Source organism: Candidatus Electrothrix sp. (assembly GCF_052785085.1).
This window is the reverse complement of the sequence record NZ_JALAAI010000097.1, coordinates 1-14,937: the sequence shown is the minus strand read 5'-3', so window position 1 is coordinate 14,937 and position 14,937 is coordinate 1. Positions and strand designations below refer to the sequence as shown.

The following is a 14,937-nucleotide window of genomic DNA, read 5'->3' as shown; positions in this document are numbered from 1 at the left end:
GTTTGATTTTTTCATCTCACCAAACAAATAGACAATCGTCAAGTCGAAAATAGCTGGAAAAAAAAATTTCGGTAATTAAGTTATCCCGCTTGAATGTTTAGGTGTTTTTTTACGAGCTGAATTGCTGCTGTTGCAACGATCAGGGCGAAATATGGGGTGTCCGGCTGCAATTCTGTAACAGTCAGTGTCTCTTTGCCGGTAACGCTTCCCTTTGCTGTAGCAGCGGAAGGCTCGAATCCTTCATCAGTGGAAACATGCAGGGTATAGTGCATGAGAGAAACCGGTGTTTCCGAATCTGCGGATGGAAGCCAATCAGCTGTCAGGCTGTCTGAATTACCGGAGGTTACGGAAATCAGTTTGACAGGCTCATTCAACTCGGAGTAGGGAATACTCTTATCCCGGTTCAACAACAGAGAAATGATAGGCGCAATAACAGGATTGCCCAAATCAGCGGCCAAGGCCCCGACGGAAATCGCTCCTGAAAGCGCAAGTGCTGTGCAAAACAAAACTTTTCTTTTTTTCATATCGTTTCCTCTGTATTCTGCATTTTTTCATTCCCAAATCCGAGAAAAATCAAAATCAACAACACACCCTTTCAGGGTAAAGGTTACAGTTTCATCGGTTGCATCCAGCAATTTTACATAACGACCGTCCCGGAGGACATAGACCTTGGCTGTCCCGGTTTTCGGATCAACAATACAATAATAATCAACCCCTTCTTCTTCATACAGATTGAACTTGGTGATGCGATCCTTACTGGAGGTAGATGGTGATAAGATCTCGAAAATTAAGGAAGGAGCTTTGATGAGAAAGGATCCCTGGGGCTGATAACAGAGCACCATGTTATCCGGCTGGACAACCGTATCATCGGAAATCTTCCAGTCAACCGGCAACACAGCTTGGCAGGATGCGCAATCATCCAGGGCCTCATCCAGCAGGCGGGCAATTTTCTGGCTGATCCGTTGATGGGTATAACTGGGAGAAGGGGACATGGCATAAGGAATGCCCTGAATCAGCTCCCATCGTCCTTCCCAATTGGTGTAATCTTCATAGGTGTACTGCGGTAGTTCGCGCTCTGTCAGCTGCATGATGTTTCAACTCAGGCTATGATTCGATTGCTTACATGATTACCATAATGTTGTACAGCAACTATACTTACCTGCCTGAAAAATATTGTCAATCAAAGTTTCCGGTATTTCACTGTTGCTCAAACCCCATAGGCGGTTCCTGAGCAGTATAACTTTCAAAAGTGGTGATGTGGCCCAGAAAGGTTAATTTCACGGTGCCGATAGGACCATTACGCTGTTTACCGACAATCAGTTCGGCAATGCCCCGATTAGGATTATCTTCGGCCTTATTATAGACCTCATCCCGATAAATAAACATAATAACATCTGCGTCTTGTTCAATTGCGCCCGATTCGCGAAGATCAGAAAGCTGAGGTCGCTTATCCGTTCGGCTTTCCAGGCTTCGGTTGAGCTGGGACAGGGCGATAACCGGAACATCCAGTTCCTTAGCCATGGCCTTGAGAGAACGGGAAATGTCACTGATTTCCTGGGTACGGTTTTCAATCCTGGCATTACCTTGCATGAGCTGGAGATAATCCACCACCACCAGCCCCAGATCATGCTCAGATTTCAAACGCCTGGCCTTGGCCCGCATCTCCAGGACGGTCATTCCAGCAGTATCATCAATAAAAATCGGTGAATCAGCCAACATACCTGTGGCCCTGGTTAATTTGGGCCAATCATTTTCCTGCAAATGGCCGGTACGGATTCGCTGCGCATCAATCCGACCCACAGAACAGAGCATACGCAGGGCAAGTTGCTCCATAGACATTTCCAGGCTGAATACTGCCACCGGCACCTTATTAATCAGGGCAGCATGTTGCACTATATTCATTGCCATGGCCGTCTTTCCCATTGAGGGTCTTCCGGCCAGGACAATCATGTCCGAGGACTGCAAACCAGCGGTCATTCGATCCAGCTCGTCGTATCCAGTAGAGATCCCGGTGATATGTTCCTTACGCTCTGCGAGTCGTGTCACCCTGTCAAAGGCCTTGGGAACAATCTTAGACATAGGCTCAAAGCCCTGCTTTTTCCTGGCCTGAGCTATTTCAAAAATAGTCTGTTCAGCCCTGTCCACAAGGGCCTCAAGATCCCCTTGGGCATCATAGCAACGGGCTGCCACATCGCTACTGGTCTCAATCAACCGGCGTAGGATGGATTTCTCCCGAATAATCCTGGCATGATGAACCAGCATGCCAGTAAAAGGAATAACATCAGTCAGGTTGGTAAGATAGGCTGAACCACCAACCTGGTCCAGGCGATTCTGATCACGTAATGAACTGGTCACAGTAACCAAATCATGGGGTTCACTGCGCTCAAAAAGTGCCACCATGATCTCAAAAATCGTTTTATGGGCATCTCTGTAAAAATCATCAGGAGAAAGGATCTCGACAATTTTTAACAGGGCCTTATCCTGAATGAGAATGGTACCAAGAAGGGCCTGTTCCGCATCTACATTCTGGGGCGGAATCATTTGAGAGGCAGGAGAAGAAGCAGGTGGAGTGCCTCTGTTCTCGAAAAAGGATGAACTATCAGACACGGCAGACGATTTTGAAGAGTGGAGGGATGGGAAATATACAGGTAACTACCTATACTACAAATACTGCAAACAAAAAACGGCGTATCACCTGTGAGGCAATACGCCGCTCAAGAAAGCTGCAAGCCGAAAAATTACGCCACTTCAGTTTCTCTTTCCGGAGCAACCTGAACAGTGATTTCCGTGGTCATTTGATATCCAACCTTCACTGTAACCTTGGTCTCACCTATGCTCTTTATGGCATCAGCCAACATAATTGCTCGCTTATCCAGGATAATGCCCTGCTCAGCCAGCCGAGCTACGATATCACCGCTATTCACAGAACCAAACAGGCGACCTTCATTGCCCACCTTACGGGTGATAACAACAATCATATTCTCAAGCTGGGCAGCAAGTATTTCCGCATTCTTTTTCTCTTCTGCACGACGGCTTTCAATAGCGTCTTGTTCTCTCTGTAAACGAGCCAGACTGGCCTTGGTCACTGTTGAAGCCATATTTTGCGGAATAAGATAATTACGCGCATAACCAGGCTTCACCTGGACAATTTCCCCTTCGCGCCCAAGGGTATCAATTGTTTTTTTCAGTATAACTTCCATTATGTATTATCCTCACTCAGGTACAGGATTAATCATTCAGTTTTATCTTCATGGTCCAATTCGCGAATATCAGCCCAAGTATCAATGATCCCGACAATCATCACCAGCAACAGGCCAAATCGTTGCAGCACAAGCATCACATAAATAAACAGGCGAAAAACACGGGGAAGGTTCCAGCGATTCAGGGTATGCATAAGCACAGCCGCACCCTGAAAAAAATAGAGCAACCCGGCAGTAAAGGCCAGGCTCACACCGATACTCCCGCCTCCTTTGCTCAAAAGAAGCAGAGTAAAGGCGATAATAAGAAACCATATTGTCTTATCCGGCAGGCGCCACTCACTGTATGGCGGCCAAAGAATCTTTTCCGGTGCCAGCTTGCACAAAATAACTCTCCCAACAACCATGTTCAAGACAACGGTCAGCAACACTGTTCCGGCAAGAAGACCAGGAAGAATCTTTGGCAGCAGTTCACGTACTCCTGTTATCAGCTGCTCAAGAGCATACAGAGCCTCTGGAGGCAACTCACCATTTGTCCGGTACACTGTAATAATCTGCCCCATAAAGGCATCCATATCAGTGAGCAGGCTTACATAGGGATTGCTCCCGGATATGATGCCATATACCGTCCAAAAAACCAGCCAGGCAATGGTCAAGGCTATAATGCCAGAAGCACCGGTTTGAGCAGGTTCTCTTTGTCGGATTGTACCCAGATGCAGAGTGTACCCCAAGGGAAGCATGGTCAATGTAAAGAAAAACATTGGCAAACGCCCCAACAACAGAGCCCCAAGACTAACTATTAACAACCCGTTTCTGACTTCCAGGCCAGCTTCTTGGTCATCTGCTGCTGTTTGAAGCAACAGAAAAATCGGCACGGCAAGCAGGCCGTGCAACCAACCGATCAAACCGGGGAAGGCTATTGGCAAAAAAAACAAAAAAGCCACCAACAGTGGCCGGGCAGTCAAAAAAGAACCGTTTTGCTGCGAGGTATTTCCATATCGTCCCATCACAAAGTACTGTCTACGGTCTCACGATACAGATGCATTTTGCAGGTCTCACAGCTGATCGAATCTATTTTTTTGTCGCAATAATTGGACAACAAGATTGCTTCTTTTTCAGGTTATCTTCTTAATATTGAATAGAACCTGTATAAGGGATCAAAGCTAAATGCCGGGCACGCTTAATGGCCTCGGTCAGTTGCCGCTGATGGGTTGCACAGGTGCCGTAAATCCGTTTCGGGATAATTTTGCCACGCTCAGTAACAAAGCTCTTCAGAACCTTAGCATCTTTATAATCCATGACCAGCTCTTTATCAGCACAGAATCTACAAACTTTTCGACGAAAAAATACTTTTTTTCGGGGTGCCATAATCATTTTCTCCTTATGATTGTTCTTTGTTTACGATGCAAGGGAAGAGAGCCTTATGCAGCTGCTTCGTCCTGCTGTTCCTGTTTTGGCGTGTCATTTTCCTCTGCACTTTCCTCAGCAACAGCTGTCTTCTCTTCAGTTTCTTCTGCTGCCTTGTCGTCTGCTGTAGTATCACTGCTTTCGCCTTCTTCATCCGGCTTGGCAAGTTCCTCAGCTTCTGCTGCCTTGGCAGCAGTAATAGCGGCAATTCGCTCTTTTTCCCGCTCTACCCCTGTTTCATCAATTGTTTTCCCTTTATCCAGCTTGACGGTCAAATAACGAAGGACATTATCGTCAATACGAAAAATACGCTCCATTTCCTGAATTGTGCTTCCAGGAGCAGCGTAGTTCATATACACATAGTAGCCTTGGGTTTCTTTCTTGATCTCATAGGCCAGTTTCCTCATGCCCCAGCGATCACCACCACGATTAACTTCAATAATCGCTCCATTATCACCCTCAATAATGGCATTGGTTCGTTCAATAATCTCTGTAAATTTTTCTTCGCCCAGATTAGGACGAAGGATGTACGTGGTTTCGTAATGACGCATGAATTCCTCCTCGCGGTCATAATGGCCCTCACTGTCTTTCCAGAGAGAGCGGGAAGGTTAGTAAAAAAAATTAAAATTTTATTATATACCACTCGGCTCGGGGCGATGTCAATAAAAATACGACCTATACCGTAGCAATCAGCAGACAGAGCCAGCTTCGATCTCCATCACCTCAAATTCGCGAACACCACCTGGCGTCTTGGTGACCACCTCATCTCCTACTTCTTTGCCCAAGATAGAGCGTCCCAAGGGAGCCAACACTGAAATAGAGCCTTTCTTCACGTCAGCCTCTTCTGGTCCGAGTAATTGATACCTCACCTCATCATCAGTTTCCATATCCAGGAGGGTAACCACTGCACCAAAGACAGCCCGGCTTGTGTTGACAGCTGTGCAGTCAATCACCTCTGCCCGGCTCAGTTTATCTTTCAGCTCCATGATCCGTCCCTCAATCATTCCTTGCCGCTCTTTGGCAGCATGGTATTCGGCATTTTCTTTCAGATCTCCGTGGGCCCGAGCGATTTCTATGGCCTTGACAATTTCATGACGCTCCACCTTTTCCAACTGTTCAAGCTCATTTTTCAACGTTACGTGTCCGGTTTTGGACATGGGGATACGATCAACCATGCTTATTCCTCTACTGCTTTGAAAACATTATTTCTTTAAAAATTAATAAAAACAAAGTGCCCCGTCCAAAAGGGCGAGGCAATAAAAAACAAACCACGGGCTTCAGCAAGAAGGGGGACAACCGGAACGACTATAAACGGAAAAATTCAGCTATGGCTTCAACCACATATTCTTGCTGTTCATTGCTCAATTCTGGATAAATCGGCAGGGCAAGGGAATCTCTGCTTGCCTGCTCTGCCACAGGAAATGACTGGGCTGCGTAAGAACCCAATGTTTCCAGACAGTCTTGCTGATGGAGACAGACTGGATAATAGATCTCGCAGCCAATGGATTTTCCCTGCAAATATTCTTTTAAGGCATCACGACGTTCAGTACGAATAACAAACTGATTATAGATATGGATATTATGCTGTTCCGCATCTGAGGCATTACTGTACACTGCCTCTGGTAAAGCGACCTGATCACCGGCCAGTCCGGCCTGAGCAAAAAGCCTTCGGTACTGCTGAGCATTTTCCTGCCGCTGCGTATGCCATCGCTCCAGATGATGCAGTTTCACACTGAGTACAGCTGCCTGGATGGGATCAAGACGAAAATTTCCACCGACTTTAGAATGATAATACTTGGGATCCGCCCCATGATTGCGATAACAGCGAAGGGTTTCGGCAAACGCAGAGTCACAGGTAGTGATCATGCCGCCATCGCCCATGCAACCAAGATTCTTGGATGGAAAAAAGGAAAAGCAGCCTGCCAATCCCATGGAACCTGCCTTTTTCCAAGTAGCCTTTTCGTTGTTCTTCGGGGCAATAAAAGGATATTCCGCACCAATGGCCTGGGCAGCATCTTCAATCACTGGAACTTCATACTGACGGGCCAAATCCATCAAGGCTGACATGTCTGCGCATTGGCCAAAAAGATGAACCGGCATAATTGCCTTAATTTTTCGTTCTCCAGCAGCATCTGCTTCCAAAATCTCTGCGGCTTTAACAGGATCAAGATTCAAGGTGCGATCGTCCACATCAGCAAAAACCGGTAGAGCACCCACCCGGATAATTGACCCCATAGTGGCAAAAAAAGTATAGGGGGTGGTCAATACCTTATCACCGGCCTGGAGTTCCAAAGCCATTAAACTGGCGACCAGGGCATCTGTGCCACTGGAAACCCCGACAGCCGCAGCTGCTCCGCTGTATTCGGCAATTTCCTGCTCCAGTCGGGTTACCTTAGGGCCAAGGATATAGCAGGTCGAATCAACGACTTCAGTGATCTCCTGAATAATCTGTTCACGAAAATATGCTGTCTGCGGTTGCAGATCTAAAAGAGGTACCTTCATTATTGCGAAGCTCCGGGCCTGCTACCTCGCTACCTGCGATGTAACAAGCAAAACAGTTTGTTGTTCCACCCCAAGGGGTGGAATGAAAATTTCTATAAAAGTACCGACGGTTTCTTTGACAAGATCAGGCTCCATTAGAACCAACTGCGGGAACGATTCGTTCGGAAGTTATAAAGTCTTGTACATCAGGCAATTCCTGCTCAAATACCCCTTTCAGCTTTTTGAGCAGGTTAGCTTCAATCTGCCTGACCCTTTCCCGGGAGATGCCAAAGCGATCAGCAATGGTCTGGAGTGTTTCTGGTTCATCATTGAGCAGGCGGGCAGCAAGGATGACTTTTTCTTTCTCATTCAGGTCAGTCTCAAGACTGGTCAAAACATCAGATATCCGATCACGCACCTCATGGCCAGCTACAATATCTTCTATGCCCGGCCCTTGATGAGGAAGAAAGCTCTTCTGGTCATCTTCTGAGTCATTGCGTATCGGTGCTTCTAAAGAGACATCCCAGCTATCCATGCGCTGATCCATCGCAATAACTTCACTCTCTTTGACATTCAATCGCTCAGACAGCAATTTCACATCTGGCTTAAAGCCTTGGGCCTCAAGTAGCTTTTTTTCTTTATTCAAGCTAAAGAACAGCTTCCGCTGGGCCTGGGTGGTGCCGATTTTCACCAGACGCCAGTTATCCATGATGAACTTGAGGATATAGGCGCGGATCCAGTAAGCAGCATAATAGGAAAACTTGACACCGCGATAGGGGTCAAATTTCTTGGTTGCCTGTACCAGCCCAACATTCCCCTCCTGGATCAAATCCATAAAATTCTGCATCCAGTATTTCTGGAAATCCATAGCGACCTTGACCACCAGCCGCAAGTTGGACGAAACCAATCGGTAGGCAGCATCTGGATCACCGGTTTCTTTAATGCGGACTGCCAGCTCTTCGGTCTCTTCCCGGCTCAACAGCTCGTACTGGCTGATTTCCTGAAGATAGCGATGCAGGGCAGGATTGCTGACTGCTGGTAAATTTTCATCAGTGGATGTCACCACTAAGGGATTATTATACTGTTGACCGACTTTCTTTTCCTCACTCATAATCTATAAATGATGGGGCCCCAGGGCCTTTCCTGACAATATTTAGTCTATGAACAGACAATGAATAAATAGTCTACCTCATTTCCTGTAAAAGTTCACGGCAATAAGGTAAAAAATCTTTCAAGCACAGGAAAGCGGGCCTATCCCTTTTGAAGGAGTTTAAATTTCCTCCTGTTTATGCTACGTTCCCCTCAGACTGTTCCAGCCATGTCCACGGCGTTCAGATGAAAAAATAACAGCCCAGCCTTTGAGCGGGCAGAGATACGCATTGACGATACCCATGAAAAATATACGAAATTTTAGCGTAATCGCCCATATCGACCATGGAAAATCCACCCTGTCTGACCGGATGATCCAGCTTTGCGGGGGGGTCACAGATCGGGAATTTAAGGACCAGCTTCTGGATAATATGGATATTGAACGGGAACGGGGCATTACCATCAAGAGCCAGACCATCTGCCTGCCCTTTACCGCAGCAGACGGCCAGGAATACGCCCTCAATCTGGTCGATACCCCTGGTCATGTGGATTTCAGCTATGAAGTCTCACGGGCCCTGGCAGCCTGTGAAGGTGCCCTGCTCCTTATTGATGCGGCCCAGGGTGTTGAGGCCCAGACCCTGGCCAATCTGTATCTGGCTATGGAAAATGACCTGGAAATCATCCCGGTAATCAACAAGATTGATCTGCCTGCCGCAGAACCGGACAAGGTGGCAGAGGAGATTGAGGAAGATTTGGGGCTGGACGGAGAGGTTATCCGAAAATGCTCGGCTAAGACCGGCGTTGGAGTTCAGGAAATCCTGGAGACCATTGTCACCCATCTGCCGCCGCCAGAGGGCGATCCTGACAAACCTCTGGAGGCACTGATCTTTGATGCCTCCTACGACCCCTACCGGGGCACGGTTATTTCGGTGCGAATCATAAACGGAACCCTTAAACCGGGCGAGCAAATCTTGTTCATGCATAATAAGACCGAATACCGGGTTGAAGAAGTGGGCCAGTTTTACCTGACCCGCACACCTCAGAAAAGTTTATCTGCTGGTCAGGTTGGTTACATCATCGCAGGCGTAAAAAACGTTGCTGACACCAAACCCGGCGACACCATCACCCATAAGGATGCCCCCTGTCCTGCCCCGCTCCCTGGTTTTCAGGAAGTGCAACAGGTGGTTTTTTCCTCCATCTACCCGATCTCCACAGATGAGTACGAAGATCTGGCTACGGCCCTGGAAAAGCTCAAGCTCAACGATGCGGCCCTGACCTTTCAAAAGGACACCTCTGCTGCTCTGGGCTTTGGATTCCGTTGCGGTTTTCTCGGCCTGCTCCATCTGGAGGTGGTCCAGGAACGACTGGAACGGGAGTTTGACATTCCCCTGATCCTTACTGTGCCTTCGGTCCGCTATCAGATAACCCTACAGGACGATACCGAGCTGACCGTGGAAAACCCCTCTCATTTTCCTGATCCCGGTGCCATTGCCAGGATCGAAGAGCCCTTTATAAAGGCCACCATCCTGATTCCGGAACGCTACATGGGCGTGGTCATGACCCTGTGCATGGAGCGACGAGGTGAGAACACCAATTACCATTATCCCATGCCAGGCCGGATTGAGTTCACCTGTGAGCTACCCCTGGCTGAGGTAATTTATGATTTTTATGATAAGCTCAAGTCTGTGACCCAAGGCTACGGTTCCTTTGATTACGAGCTGATTGATTACCGGCCCAGTGATCTGGTCAAGCTGGACATCCTGGTCAACAGCGAAAAGGTGGACGCCCTGTCCCAGCTCACCCACCGGGATCGTTCCCGTGAACGGGGCCTGAAAGCCTGCGAGAGCCTGAAAGAGGAAATCCCCCGCCAGATGTTCAAGATTGCCATCCAAGCCGCTATTGGCGGCAATATCGTGGCCCGAACCAATGTTGCTGCTTTGCGCAAGGATGTTACCGCAAAATGTTATGGTGGTGATATTTCCCGGAAGCGGAAGTTGCTGGAAAAACAGAAGGCGGGCAAGAAACGAATGAAGACGGTGGGGAATGTGGAGATTCCGCAGTCTGCGTTTTTGTCGGTTTTGAAATCGGAGCAGTAAGGCTGTATAAAACAACGGAGAACCGTTATGTCCAAAAGAAAATTGATCAGCTTTGACTGGGCCATGAAGAAGCTGCTGCGGAGCAAGGCCAATTTTGACATACTCGAAGGCTTTCTCAGCGAACTCCTCAAAGAAGATGTCCGTATCCAGGAAGTCCTTGAGAGCGAGAGCAATAAAGAGACACGATCAGATAGGTTCAACCGTGTCGATCTCAAGGTGAAGAACGCAAAGGGCGACATAATCATTATCGAAGTACAGTACGACCGGGAGTTCGACTTTCTCCAGCGGATCTTTTACGGCACAGCCAAGGCGGTCACCGAACATATACAGGAGGGAGCAGCGTATTCCGAGATAACAAAGCTCATCTCGGTCAGCATCCTCTATTTTGATCTGGGCCAGGGCACAGACTATGTCTATCACGGCACAACCTCGTTCAGGGGGCTGCACAACAGCGACGTGTTGCAGCTGTCCAGGCGGCAGCGGGCCATGTTCCATGTTCGGCAGGGACGAGGTCTATGAACTCCTGCCGGAATACTGGCTCATCAAAGTGAACAGCTTTGACGACATCGCCAAGGACACCCTGGATGAGTGGATATATTTCCTGAAGAACGAGGAGATCAGGGACGATTTCCGTGCAAAGGGCTTAGAGAAGGCCAAGACGGAGCTGGACATCATGAAACTCTCCGAGGAGGAGCGTCGGGCCTATGCTGCTTACCAGGAGGAACTACACTTTCAGGCCAGCATGACAGAGTCCACATGGACGGCGGCGAAGATGGAAGGGCAAGAGGAAGGACGTAAGGAAGGGGAGGCAACGGGAAGAAGAGAGGAGAAAAAGGCGATTGCAGCCAGCCTCCTCTTTTCCGGCCTGCTTGATATTGACAAGATTGCGACGACGACAGGGCTGACGGTGGAGGAAGTGGAAGGATTGAAGTCGGAGCAGTAAATTTTCATCGGGTGAAGGATTTTGGATTCCTCGCCCGATGCTTTTATTTTCCTTCGTACGAGGTTTTTTATTTCCCTCGCCCGATGCTTTTTCATTCCTTCGTACGAGGGTTTCTGATTCCCTCGCCCGATACTCTTCCTTTCCCTCGCTCGAGGTTTTTTATTTCCATCGCTCGATGCTCTTTCGCCCGATCATACGATGGTCTCTTTGTGCAGGGGTGATTGGTGAATCACACGCACAGGTTGCGGGGATGTACAGATTGCGGGTATGATGGGGGATCGTAGGGGGACTTACGCAGATTTGCACAGGGTGTTACCCTGCGCTGGTTAGAATCGGTCAACTAAGTAACCTGAGTGAGCTTAACCTCAACATTAACAGCCTATCCTCCCTGCCGCCGGAACTTTTTCGAGCTGTGCTATACAGCGGCAACGGACGAGTGCCGCTCCCGGATAATCCTGCCCTCAGCGTTGCCTACAAAACTCTGCTCAACTATGCGGAACAGGATATGGAAAAGATAATCCCGGAAGGCACGAACAAGGCGTACAGTGTACGAGGACTGCTCGCCGGTGTCCATTTCGACAGCCAGAGCGAGAGAGAAAAGATGATCGCCTTAGCTGATGGAGAAAGGAAGGGTGGAGCAATGAACCAGACCGGCTCGACCTTGAACACCATCTTTAAACTGGAGCCTTCAGTCTTTGGTGTGGGAATCAACCTCAATGCGGTGTTTGATTATTTCTTAGGCAGGGAGAGAAGAAAGCCGCCTGGCAGGCCCGCCTCATCATAACCCTATAGAAAGCTGCTTCCTCGAACAACCGAAACAAACTACCTCACTCTATCGAGCCATGAAAAACACCATCAAAGCCTTTAAGGTCGGCCATGAAGTTCTCTGGAAACACGGGCAATGGCGAAAACTCCGCCTTCCCATCGCCCTTTCCGTCCTGCTGGTACCTCTTTCCATCGCAGGCTTCTTTACCCTGGGCTGGGAACTGTCCGATTATCTCCAGCACCTGCTCTTCCCGGAGCAAACCTGGACCGAATGGATCGGCTTTGCAGTCTGGATAGCCCTAAGCGTGGTAGCGGCGGGGCCGCTGTACATCATCTTTCGTAGTCTTGTGCTGCTGGTCTTCACCCCTTTTCTTGATCTCGTGGCTGAAGAGACAGAGTCCATCATGACCGGTAAACCTATCCCCACCGGACGGACTATTCTCTCCTCTGTCCACCGGATCATCCTGATGCTCCTGCTTATAGTGCTCGCCTCGCTGCTGGTTGTGGTCGCTGGCTTTGCTCTGTCAGCAATACCCGTTGCAGGCCCGGTTCTTTCCACCGCTGTGGTCTTTTTCTTTCAGATGTTTCTGAGTAGTGCGGCCTTTATTGATCCCTATCTGGACCGTCGTGGCATGATCCCGAAACAGGCACTTGCCCTGCTCTGGAGCAAAAAGACAGAGATGTTCTTTTTCGGGGCAGTTGGCCTGCTTCTCACCATGATCCCGGTCATAGGCTGGTTTATTGGCCCGACCTATTCCGTGACCAGCGGGGTTGCCCTCGGGGTTTTGCTCTTTGAAGAAAACCTGGACAACACCCCGTCTTCTTAAGCGATTGCATTATTGCAAATCCACCATGGACAACAGCAGCAAGGACAGAATAATGGCTATGCAACGCAAAACCCCAGACCATCACTTGGTATACGGTACCCTGAAGGATTACCTGACCGGTGAAGAACTGCCGGATACCGACGATGAGCGCTTACGACAGGAATTATCCCGGATGATGGTGGAGGACAAAGGCTTTGCCAGGAAAGACCTGGAGCCTCGCCTGAGCATCAAGACCCTGTTCAACCATATCTTTGTTTGCTCCATTATTGATCTCACCGTTTCAGTAGACGGAAAGCGGCTCTTTGTGCTCCGTTACGGGCCTGGTTCCATCGTCACCCGGGAAAAACCAGCCTTGGCCGCAGCACGGGTGCTGGATGAAGCGTATTGCATTCCCCTGGCTGTGGTTACCAACGGGCAGGATGCTGAGTTGCTGGAAAGCCGGACCGGTAAGGTACTGGCTACCGGGATGGATGCGATTCCTGATCTGGAGCAGGCAAAGGAGCTGGTCACAGCCTATCCTCCCTCACTGCCTCTGACTGGAGGAGAGCGGGATCGTAACCTGCGGGTACTGAATGTTTTTGACCTGGAAGCCTGTTGCCGGAACTATGCCTTGGGCCTGTTTTGAGTTTTGTTGAGAAGGGAGCTGAGGTAAAGCAAGGGCTATTCAGAGTGCAAGTCTGAGCTTTTACCTGATATTTCCTCAATTATTCAGCAATGCATTTGTGTCAAATCCTAAGATGCTTTGCCCGTTCTCCGGGTTTTGCACAGCATGCTGAAACCATTTTTTCCCCTGCAAGCTCTGGATGGTTCTGTTCAGGCTTCCGGTTGTTGCACATTGTTCTCTATGAAACCTGGGGTGAACATAGCGTCGTTCCAGTAACGGCTCCAGTTCACTAAATTCAGCGCCCTGGAAGTATTTGACCAGAACCTCAGTACTTGCCTCAGCGGCCAGTGCGCAGGAAAGTTTGTAGGAGAGTTTTACAGCATCATTGTCCTTATCATGATCCTTGGCTAATAAGGCATGATGAGGAAGGATGATTTTATCTGCTTGCTCAGCCTTTGTCATGATCTTGCGCAGATGATCTTCAATGGTATGTTGATGAAAGAGCATTTCACCTGCCTTACGGTACTCCTGCAGAGTGCGGTCATTATTCAGGGTGGCATCTTTGAGCAGGAGATAGGCGTTAACAAGGGTTTCTTGCCCGTGCAAGGTTTTTTTGACAAAGGGATCAATAAGGTAGTCCATGAAAAAGTCTGTGATCTTATCCTGGATTACATCTATATGGTTGGCAAGGGTACGATAGGCCTCAACGCTGCCTTGCATTTTCTGAACCACGTCGATTTCTGAGAAGGTGCCAAAGAGGAGTCGAACGATCCGGTCTTTTTTTTCTTTCTCATTATGATTGGTTTCGTTGCCATGGCTGTGAATGTTTTCAATGGCAAGATGGAGCAGGGTATGTACTGTGTCAATGGTGTCAAAGCGCCCTGTAACCACCGGAGTTATTTCGCCACTGCCCTGCAGGTCATCAGGCGATTCTTTACAGAGAACAAAGGCATTAAAGGTGCCGATTGCAGTGTTATGAACCAGATGCTGAATCCGTTGGTTCCAGTAATGATCCAGGAGGTTATGCTCTGCCATACAGATGAGCAACAGCTCACTGTAATTACTGTGGGCATAAAAGTCCTGAAGGGTATGGAGGCCGTGGCCCAGAACTTTCAGGGCCTGATAATCATGAATTCGGTTTTGGCAGGTGATTGCCCGGTCCTCATCACGGGTTGCCTCAAAGGCCTTTTTCAGCCAGTCCTGTTTGGCGTACTCCAGGGCTTGCAAAGCTGTGGTTGTCATGAAGCCTTGCTCTGCATGTTGTTTGAGTTCCAGCTCTTCCCGATCATCCAGTACCCGCATTCCTTCCTGTATGATGTATTGATTGGTTACATCAAAATGATCTAAGGGATAATATGCGCCAATCTCCTCTGCCGCCCCTGGAGTTACAGCAGGCTTGTCGTAACCGTTCAGACCCCTCTCATTTTTTTTACGCAGCAAGAGGCAGAGGAGGCACATCCAGCCCCTGGCGCCGAGCCGTGATAACCTCAGCGAGATATTTCCACGGACAGGCGTTGCGCTTCCTACA

The 14,937-nt window shown here is 48.8% G+C and carries 17 protein-coding genes; 6 read left to right on the top strand and 11 right to left on the bottom strand.

Translation table 11 applies throughout. The features are described from left to right. Positions 1-80 precede the first annotated feature (80 nt). The 10 genes from L2082_RS14185 to L2082_RS14140 form a co-directional block, all read right to left on the bottom strand. The gene (locus L2082_RS14185; protein WP_446011881.1) at positions 81-524 is read right to left on the bottom strand and encodes a fibronectin type III domain-containing protein; all 444 of its coding nucleotides are present in this window, start codon (positions 522-524) and stop codon (positions 81-83) included. Between the two features lie 27 nt (positions 525-551). After that, entirely contained in the window at positions 552-1,088 is a 537-nt protein-coding gene (locus tag L2082_RS14180; RefSeq protein WP_446010048.1) for a Uma2 family endonuclease, read from the bottom strand. A gap of 109 nt (positions 1,089-1,197) precedes the next feature. Continuing rightward, positions 1,198-2,541 carry a replicative DNA helicase gene (gene dnaB / locus L2082_RS14175; RefSeq protein ID WP_446010050.1) on the bottom strand — a complete coding sequence of 448 codons (1,344 nt, stop codon included), beginning with the start codon at positions 2,539-2,541 and terminating at the stop codon, positions 1,198-1,200. A 197-nt stretch (positions 2,542-2,738) separates the two neighbouring features. Next, positions 2,739-3,200, bottom strand: coding sequence for a 50S ribosomal protein L9 (gene rplI / locus L2082_RS14170; protein WP_446010047.1), 462 nt, complete (start codon positions 3,198-3,200; stop codon positions 2,739-2,741). 32 nt (positions 3,201-3,232) lie between these two features. Further along, positions 3,233-4,204 (bottom strand): DUF2232 domain-containing protein, encoded by a 972-nt coding sequence (locus L2082_RS14165; RefSeq protein WP_446010046.1) that lies wholly within the window; start codon positions 4,202-4,204, stop codon positions 3,233-3,235. A 121-nt stretch (positions 4,205-4,325) separates the two neighbouring features. Further along, complete coding sequence (gene rpsR, locus L2082_RS14160) at positions 4,326-4,565, bottom strand: 30S ribosomal protein S18 (RefSeq protein ID WP_446010045.1); 240 nt, start codon at positions 4,563-4,565, stop codon at positions 4,326-4,328. Positions 4,566-4,618: 53 nt separating this feature from the next. Further along, on the bottom strand, positions 4,619-5,155 hold the full coding sequence (gene rpsF, locus L2082_RS14155; RefSeq protein ID WP_446010044.1) for a 30S ribosomal protein S6: 537 nt from the start codon (positions 5,153-5,155) through the stop codon (positions 4,619-4,621). Between the two features lie 138 nt (positions 5,156-5,293). Further along, positions 5,294-5,779, bottom strand: a complete 486-nt coding sequence (gene greA / locus L2082_RS14150; RefSeq protein ID WP_446010043.1) for a transcription elongation factor GreA — start codon at positions 5,777-5,779, stop codon at positions 5,294-5,296. 130 nt (positions 5,780-5,909) lie between these two features. Then, positions 5,910-7,106, bottom strand: a complete 1,197-nt coding sequence (locus tag L2082_RS14145; RefSeq protein WP_446010042.1) for a DegT/DnrJ/EryC1/StrS family aminotransferase — start codon at positions 7,104-7,106, stop codon at positions 5,910-5,912. Between the two features lie 124 nt (positions 7,107-7,230). Then, positions 7,231-8,196 carry a sigma-70 family RNA polymerase sigma factor gene (locus tag L2082_RS14140; RefSeq protein WP_446010041.1) on the bottom strand — a complete coding sequence of 322 codons (966 nt, stop codon included), beginning with the start codon at positions 8,194-8,196 and terminating at the stop codon, positions 7,231-7,233. Positions 8,197-8,476: 280 nt separating this feature from the next. On the opposite strand from L2082_RS14140, the gene lepA reads away from it, so the two are divergent. From lepA to L2082_RS14110, 6 genes are all read left to right on the top strand, one after another. Continuing rightward, entirely contained in the window at positions 8,477-10,270 is a 1,794-nt protein-coding gene (gene lepA / locus L2082_RS14135) for a translation elongation factor 4 (protein ID WP_446011880.1), read from the top strand. A 27-nt stretch (positions 10,271-10,297) separates the two neighbouring features. Further along, positions 10,298-10,789: an Rpn family recombination-promoting nuclease/putative transposase gene (locus tag L2082_RS14130; RefSeq protein ID WP_446010446.1), complete on the top strand. Its 492-nt coding sequence runs from the start codon at positions 10,298-10,300 to the stop codon at positions 10,787-10,789. Then, positions 10,764-11,213, top strand: coding sequence for a hypothetical protein (locus L2082_RS14125; RefSeq protein ID WP_446010447.1), 450 nt, complete (start codon positions 10,764-10,766; stop codon positions 11,211-11,213). The genes L2082_RS14130 and L2082_RS14125 overlap by 26 nt, the downstream gene beginning before the upstream one ends. Positions 11,214-11,625: 412 nt before the next feature. After that, positions 11,626-11,997, top strand: a complete 372-nt coding sequence (locus tag L2082_RS14120) for a hypothetical protein (RefSeq protein ID WP_446010448.1) — start codon at positions 11,626-11,628, stop codon at positions 11,995-11,997. A gap of 58 nt (positions 11,998-12,055) precedes the next feature. Further along, positions 12,056-12,805: an EI24 domain-containing protein gene (locus tag L2082_RS14115; protein WP_446010449.1), complete on the top strand. Its 750-nt coding sequence runs from the start codon at positions 12,056-12,058 to the stop codon at positions 12,803-12,805. Positions 12,806-12,830: 25 nt separating this feature from the next. After that, entirely contained in the window at positions 12,831-13,430 is a 600-nt protein-coding gene (locus L2082_RS14110; protein ID WP_446011879.1) for a type I restriction enzyme HsdR N-terminal domain-containing protein, read from the top strand. 75 nt (positions 13,431-13,505) lie between these two features. On the opposite strand, the gene L2082_RS14105 is transcribed toward L2082_RS14110, so the two are convergent. Continuing rightward, positions 13,506-14,867: an HET-C-related protein gene (locus L2082_RS14105; protein ID WP_446010451.1), complete on the bottom strand. Its 1,362-nt coding sequence runs from the start codon at positions 14,865-14,867 to the stop codon at positions 13,506-13,508. Positions 14,868-14,937 lie beyond the last annotated feature (70 nt).

What these genes read in the sequence shown, in the direction of transcription:
- rpsF (WP_446010044.1), bottom strand. Translation starts at nt 5,155, where the DNA reads ATGCGTCATTACGAAACCACGTACATCCTTCGTCCTAATCTGGGCGAA.
- L2082_RS14165 (WP_446010046.1), bottom strand. Translation starts at nt 4,204, where the DNA reads ATGGGACGATATGGAAATACCTCGCAGCAAAACGGTTCTTTTTTGACT.
- L2082_RS14125 (WP_446010447.1), top strand. Translation starts at nt 10,764, where the DNA reads ATGTTCGGCAGGGACGAGGTCTATGAACTCCTGCCGGAATACTGGCTC.
- L2082_RS14110 (WP_446011879.1), top strand. Translation starts at nt 12,831, where the DNA reads ATGGACAACAGCAGCAAGGACAGAATAATGGCTATGCAACGCAAAACC.
- rplI (WP_446010047.1), bottom strand. Translation starts at nt 3,200, where the DNA reads ATGGAAGTTATACTGAAAAAAACAATTGATACCCTTGGGCGCGAAGGG.
- L2082_RS14145 (WP_446010042.1), bottom strand. Translation starts at nt 7,106, where the DNA reads ATGAAGGTACCTCTTTTAGATCTGCAACCGCAGACAGCATATTTTCGT.
- L2082_RS14105 (WP_446010451.1), bottom strand. Translation starts at nt 14,867, where the DNA reads ATGTGCCTCCTCTGCCTCTTGCTGCGTAAAAAAAATGAGAGGGGTCTG.
- L2082_RS14140 (WP_446010041.1), bottom strand. Translation starts at nt 8,196, where the DNA reads ATGAGTGAGGAAAAGAAAGTCGGTCAACAGTATAATAATCCCTTAGTG.
- greA (WP_446010043.1), bottom strand. Translation starts at nt 5,779, where the DNA reads ATGGTTGATCGTATCCCCATGTCCAAAACCGGACACGTAACGTTGAAA.
- L2082_RS14130 (WP_446010446.1), top strand. Translation starts at nt 10,298, where the DNA reads ATGTCCAAAAGAAAATTGATCAGCTTTGACTGGGCCATGAAGAAGCTG.
- lepA (WP_446011880.1), top strand. Translation starts at nt 8,477, where the DNA reads ATGAAAAATATACGAAATTTTAGCGTAATCGCCCATATCGACCATGGA.
- rpsR (WP_446010045.1), bottom strand. Translation starts at nt 4,565, where the DNA reads ATGGCACCCCGAAAAAAAGTATTTTTTCGTCGAAAAGTTTGTAGATTC.
- L2082_RS14180 (WP_446010048.1), bottom strand. Translation starts at nt 1,088, where the DNA reads ATGCAGCTGACAGAGCGCGAACTACCGCAGTACACCTATGAAGATTAC.
- dnaB (WP_446010050.1), bottom strand. Translation starts at nt 2,541, where the DNA reads ATGATTCCGCCCCAGAATGTAGATGCGGAACAGGCCCTTCTTGGTACC.
- L2082_RS14115 (WP_446010449.1), top strand. Translation starts at nt 12,056, where the DNA reads ATGAAAAACACCATCAAAGCCTTTAAGGTCGGCCATGAAGTTCTCTGG.
- L2082_RS14185 (WP_446011881.1), bottom strand. Translation starts at nt 524, where the DNA reads ATGAAAAAAAGAAAAGTTTTGTTTTGCACAGCACTTGCGCTTTCAGGA.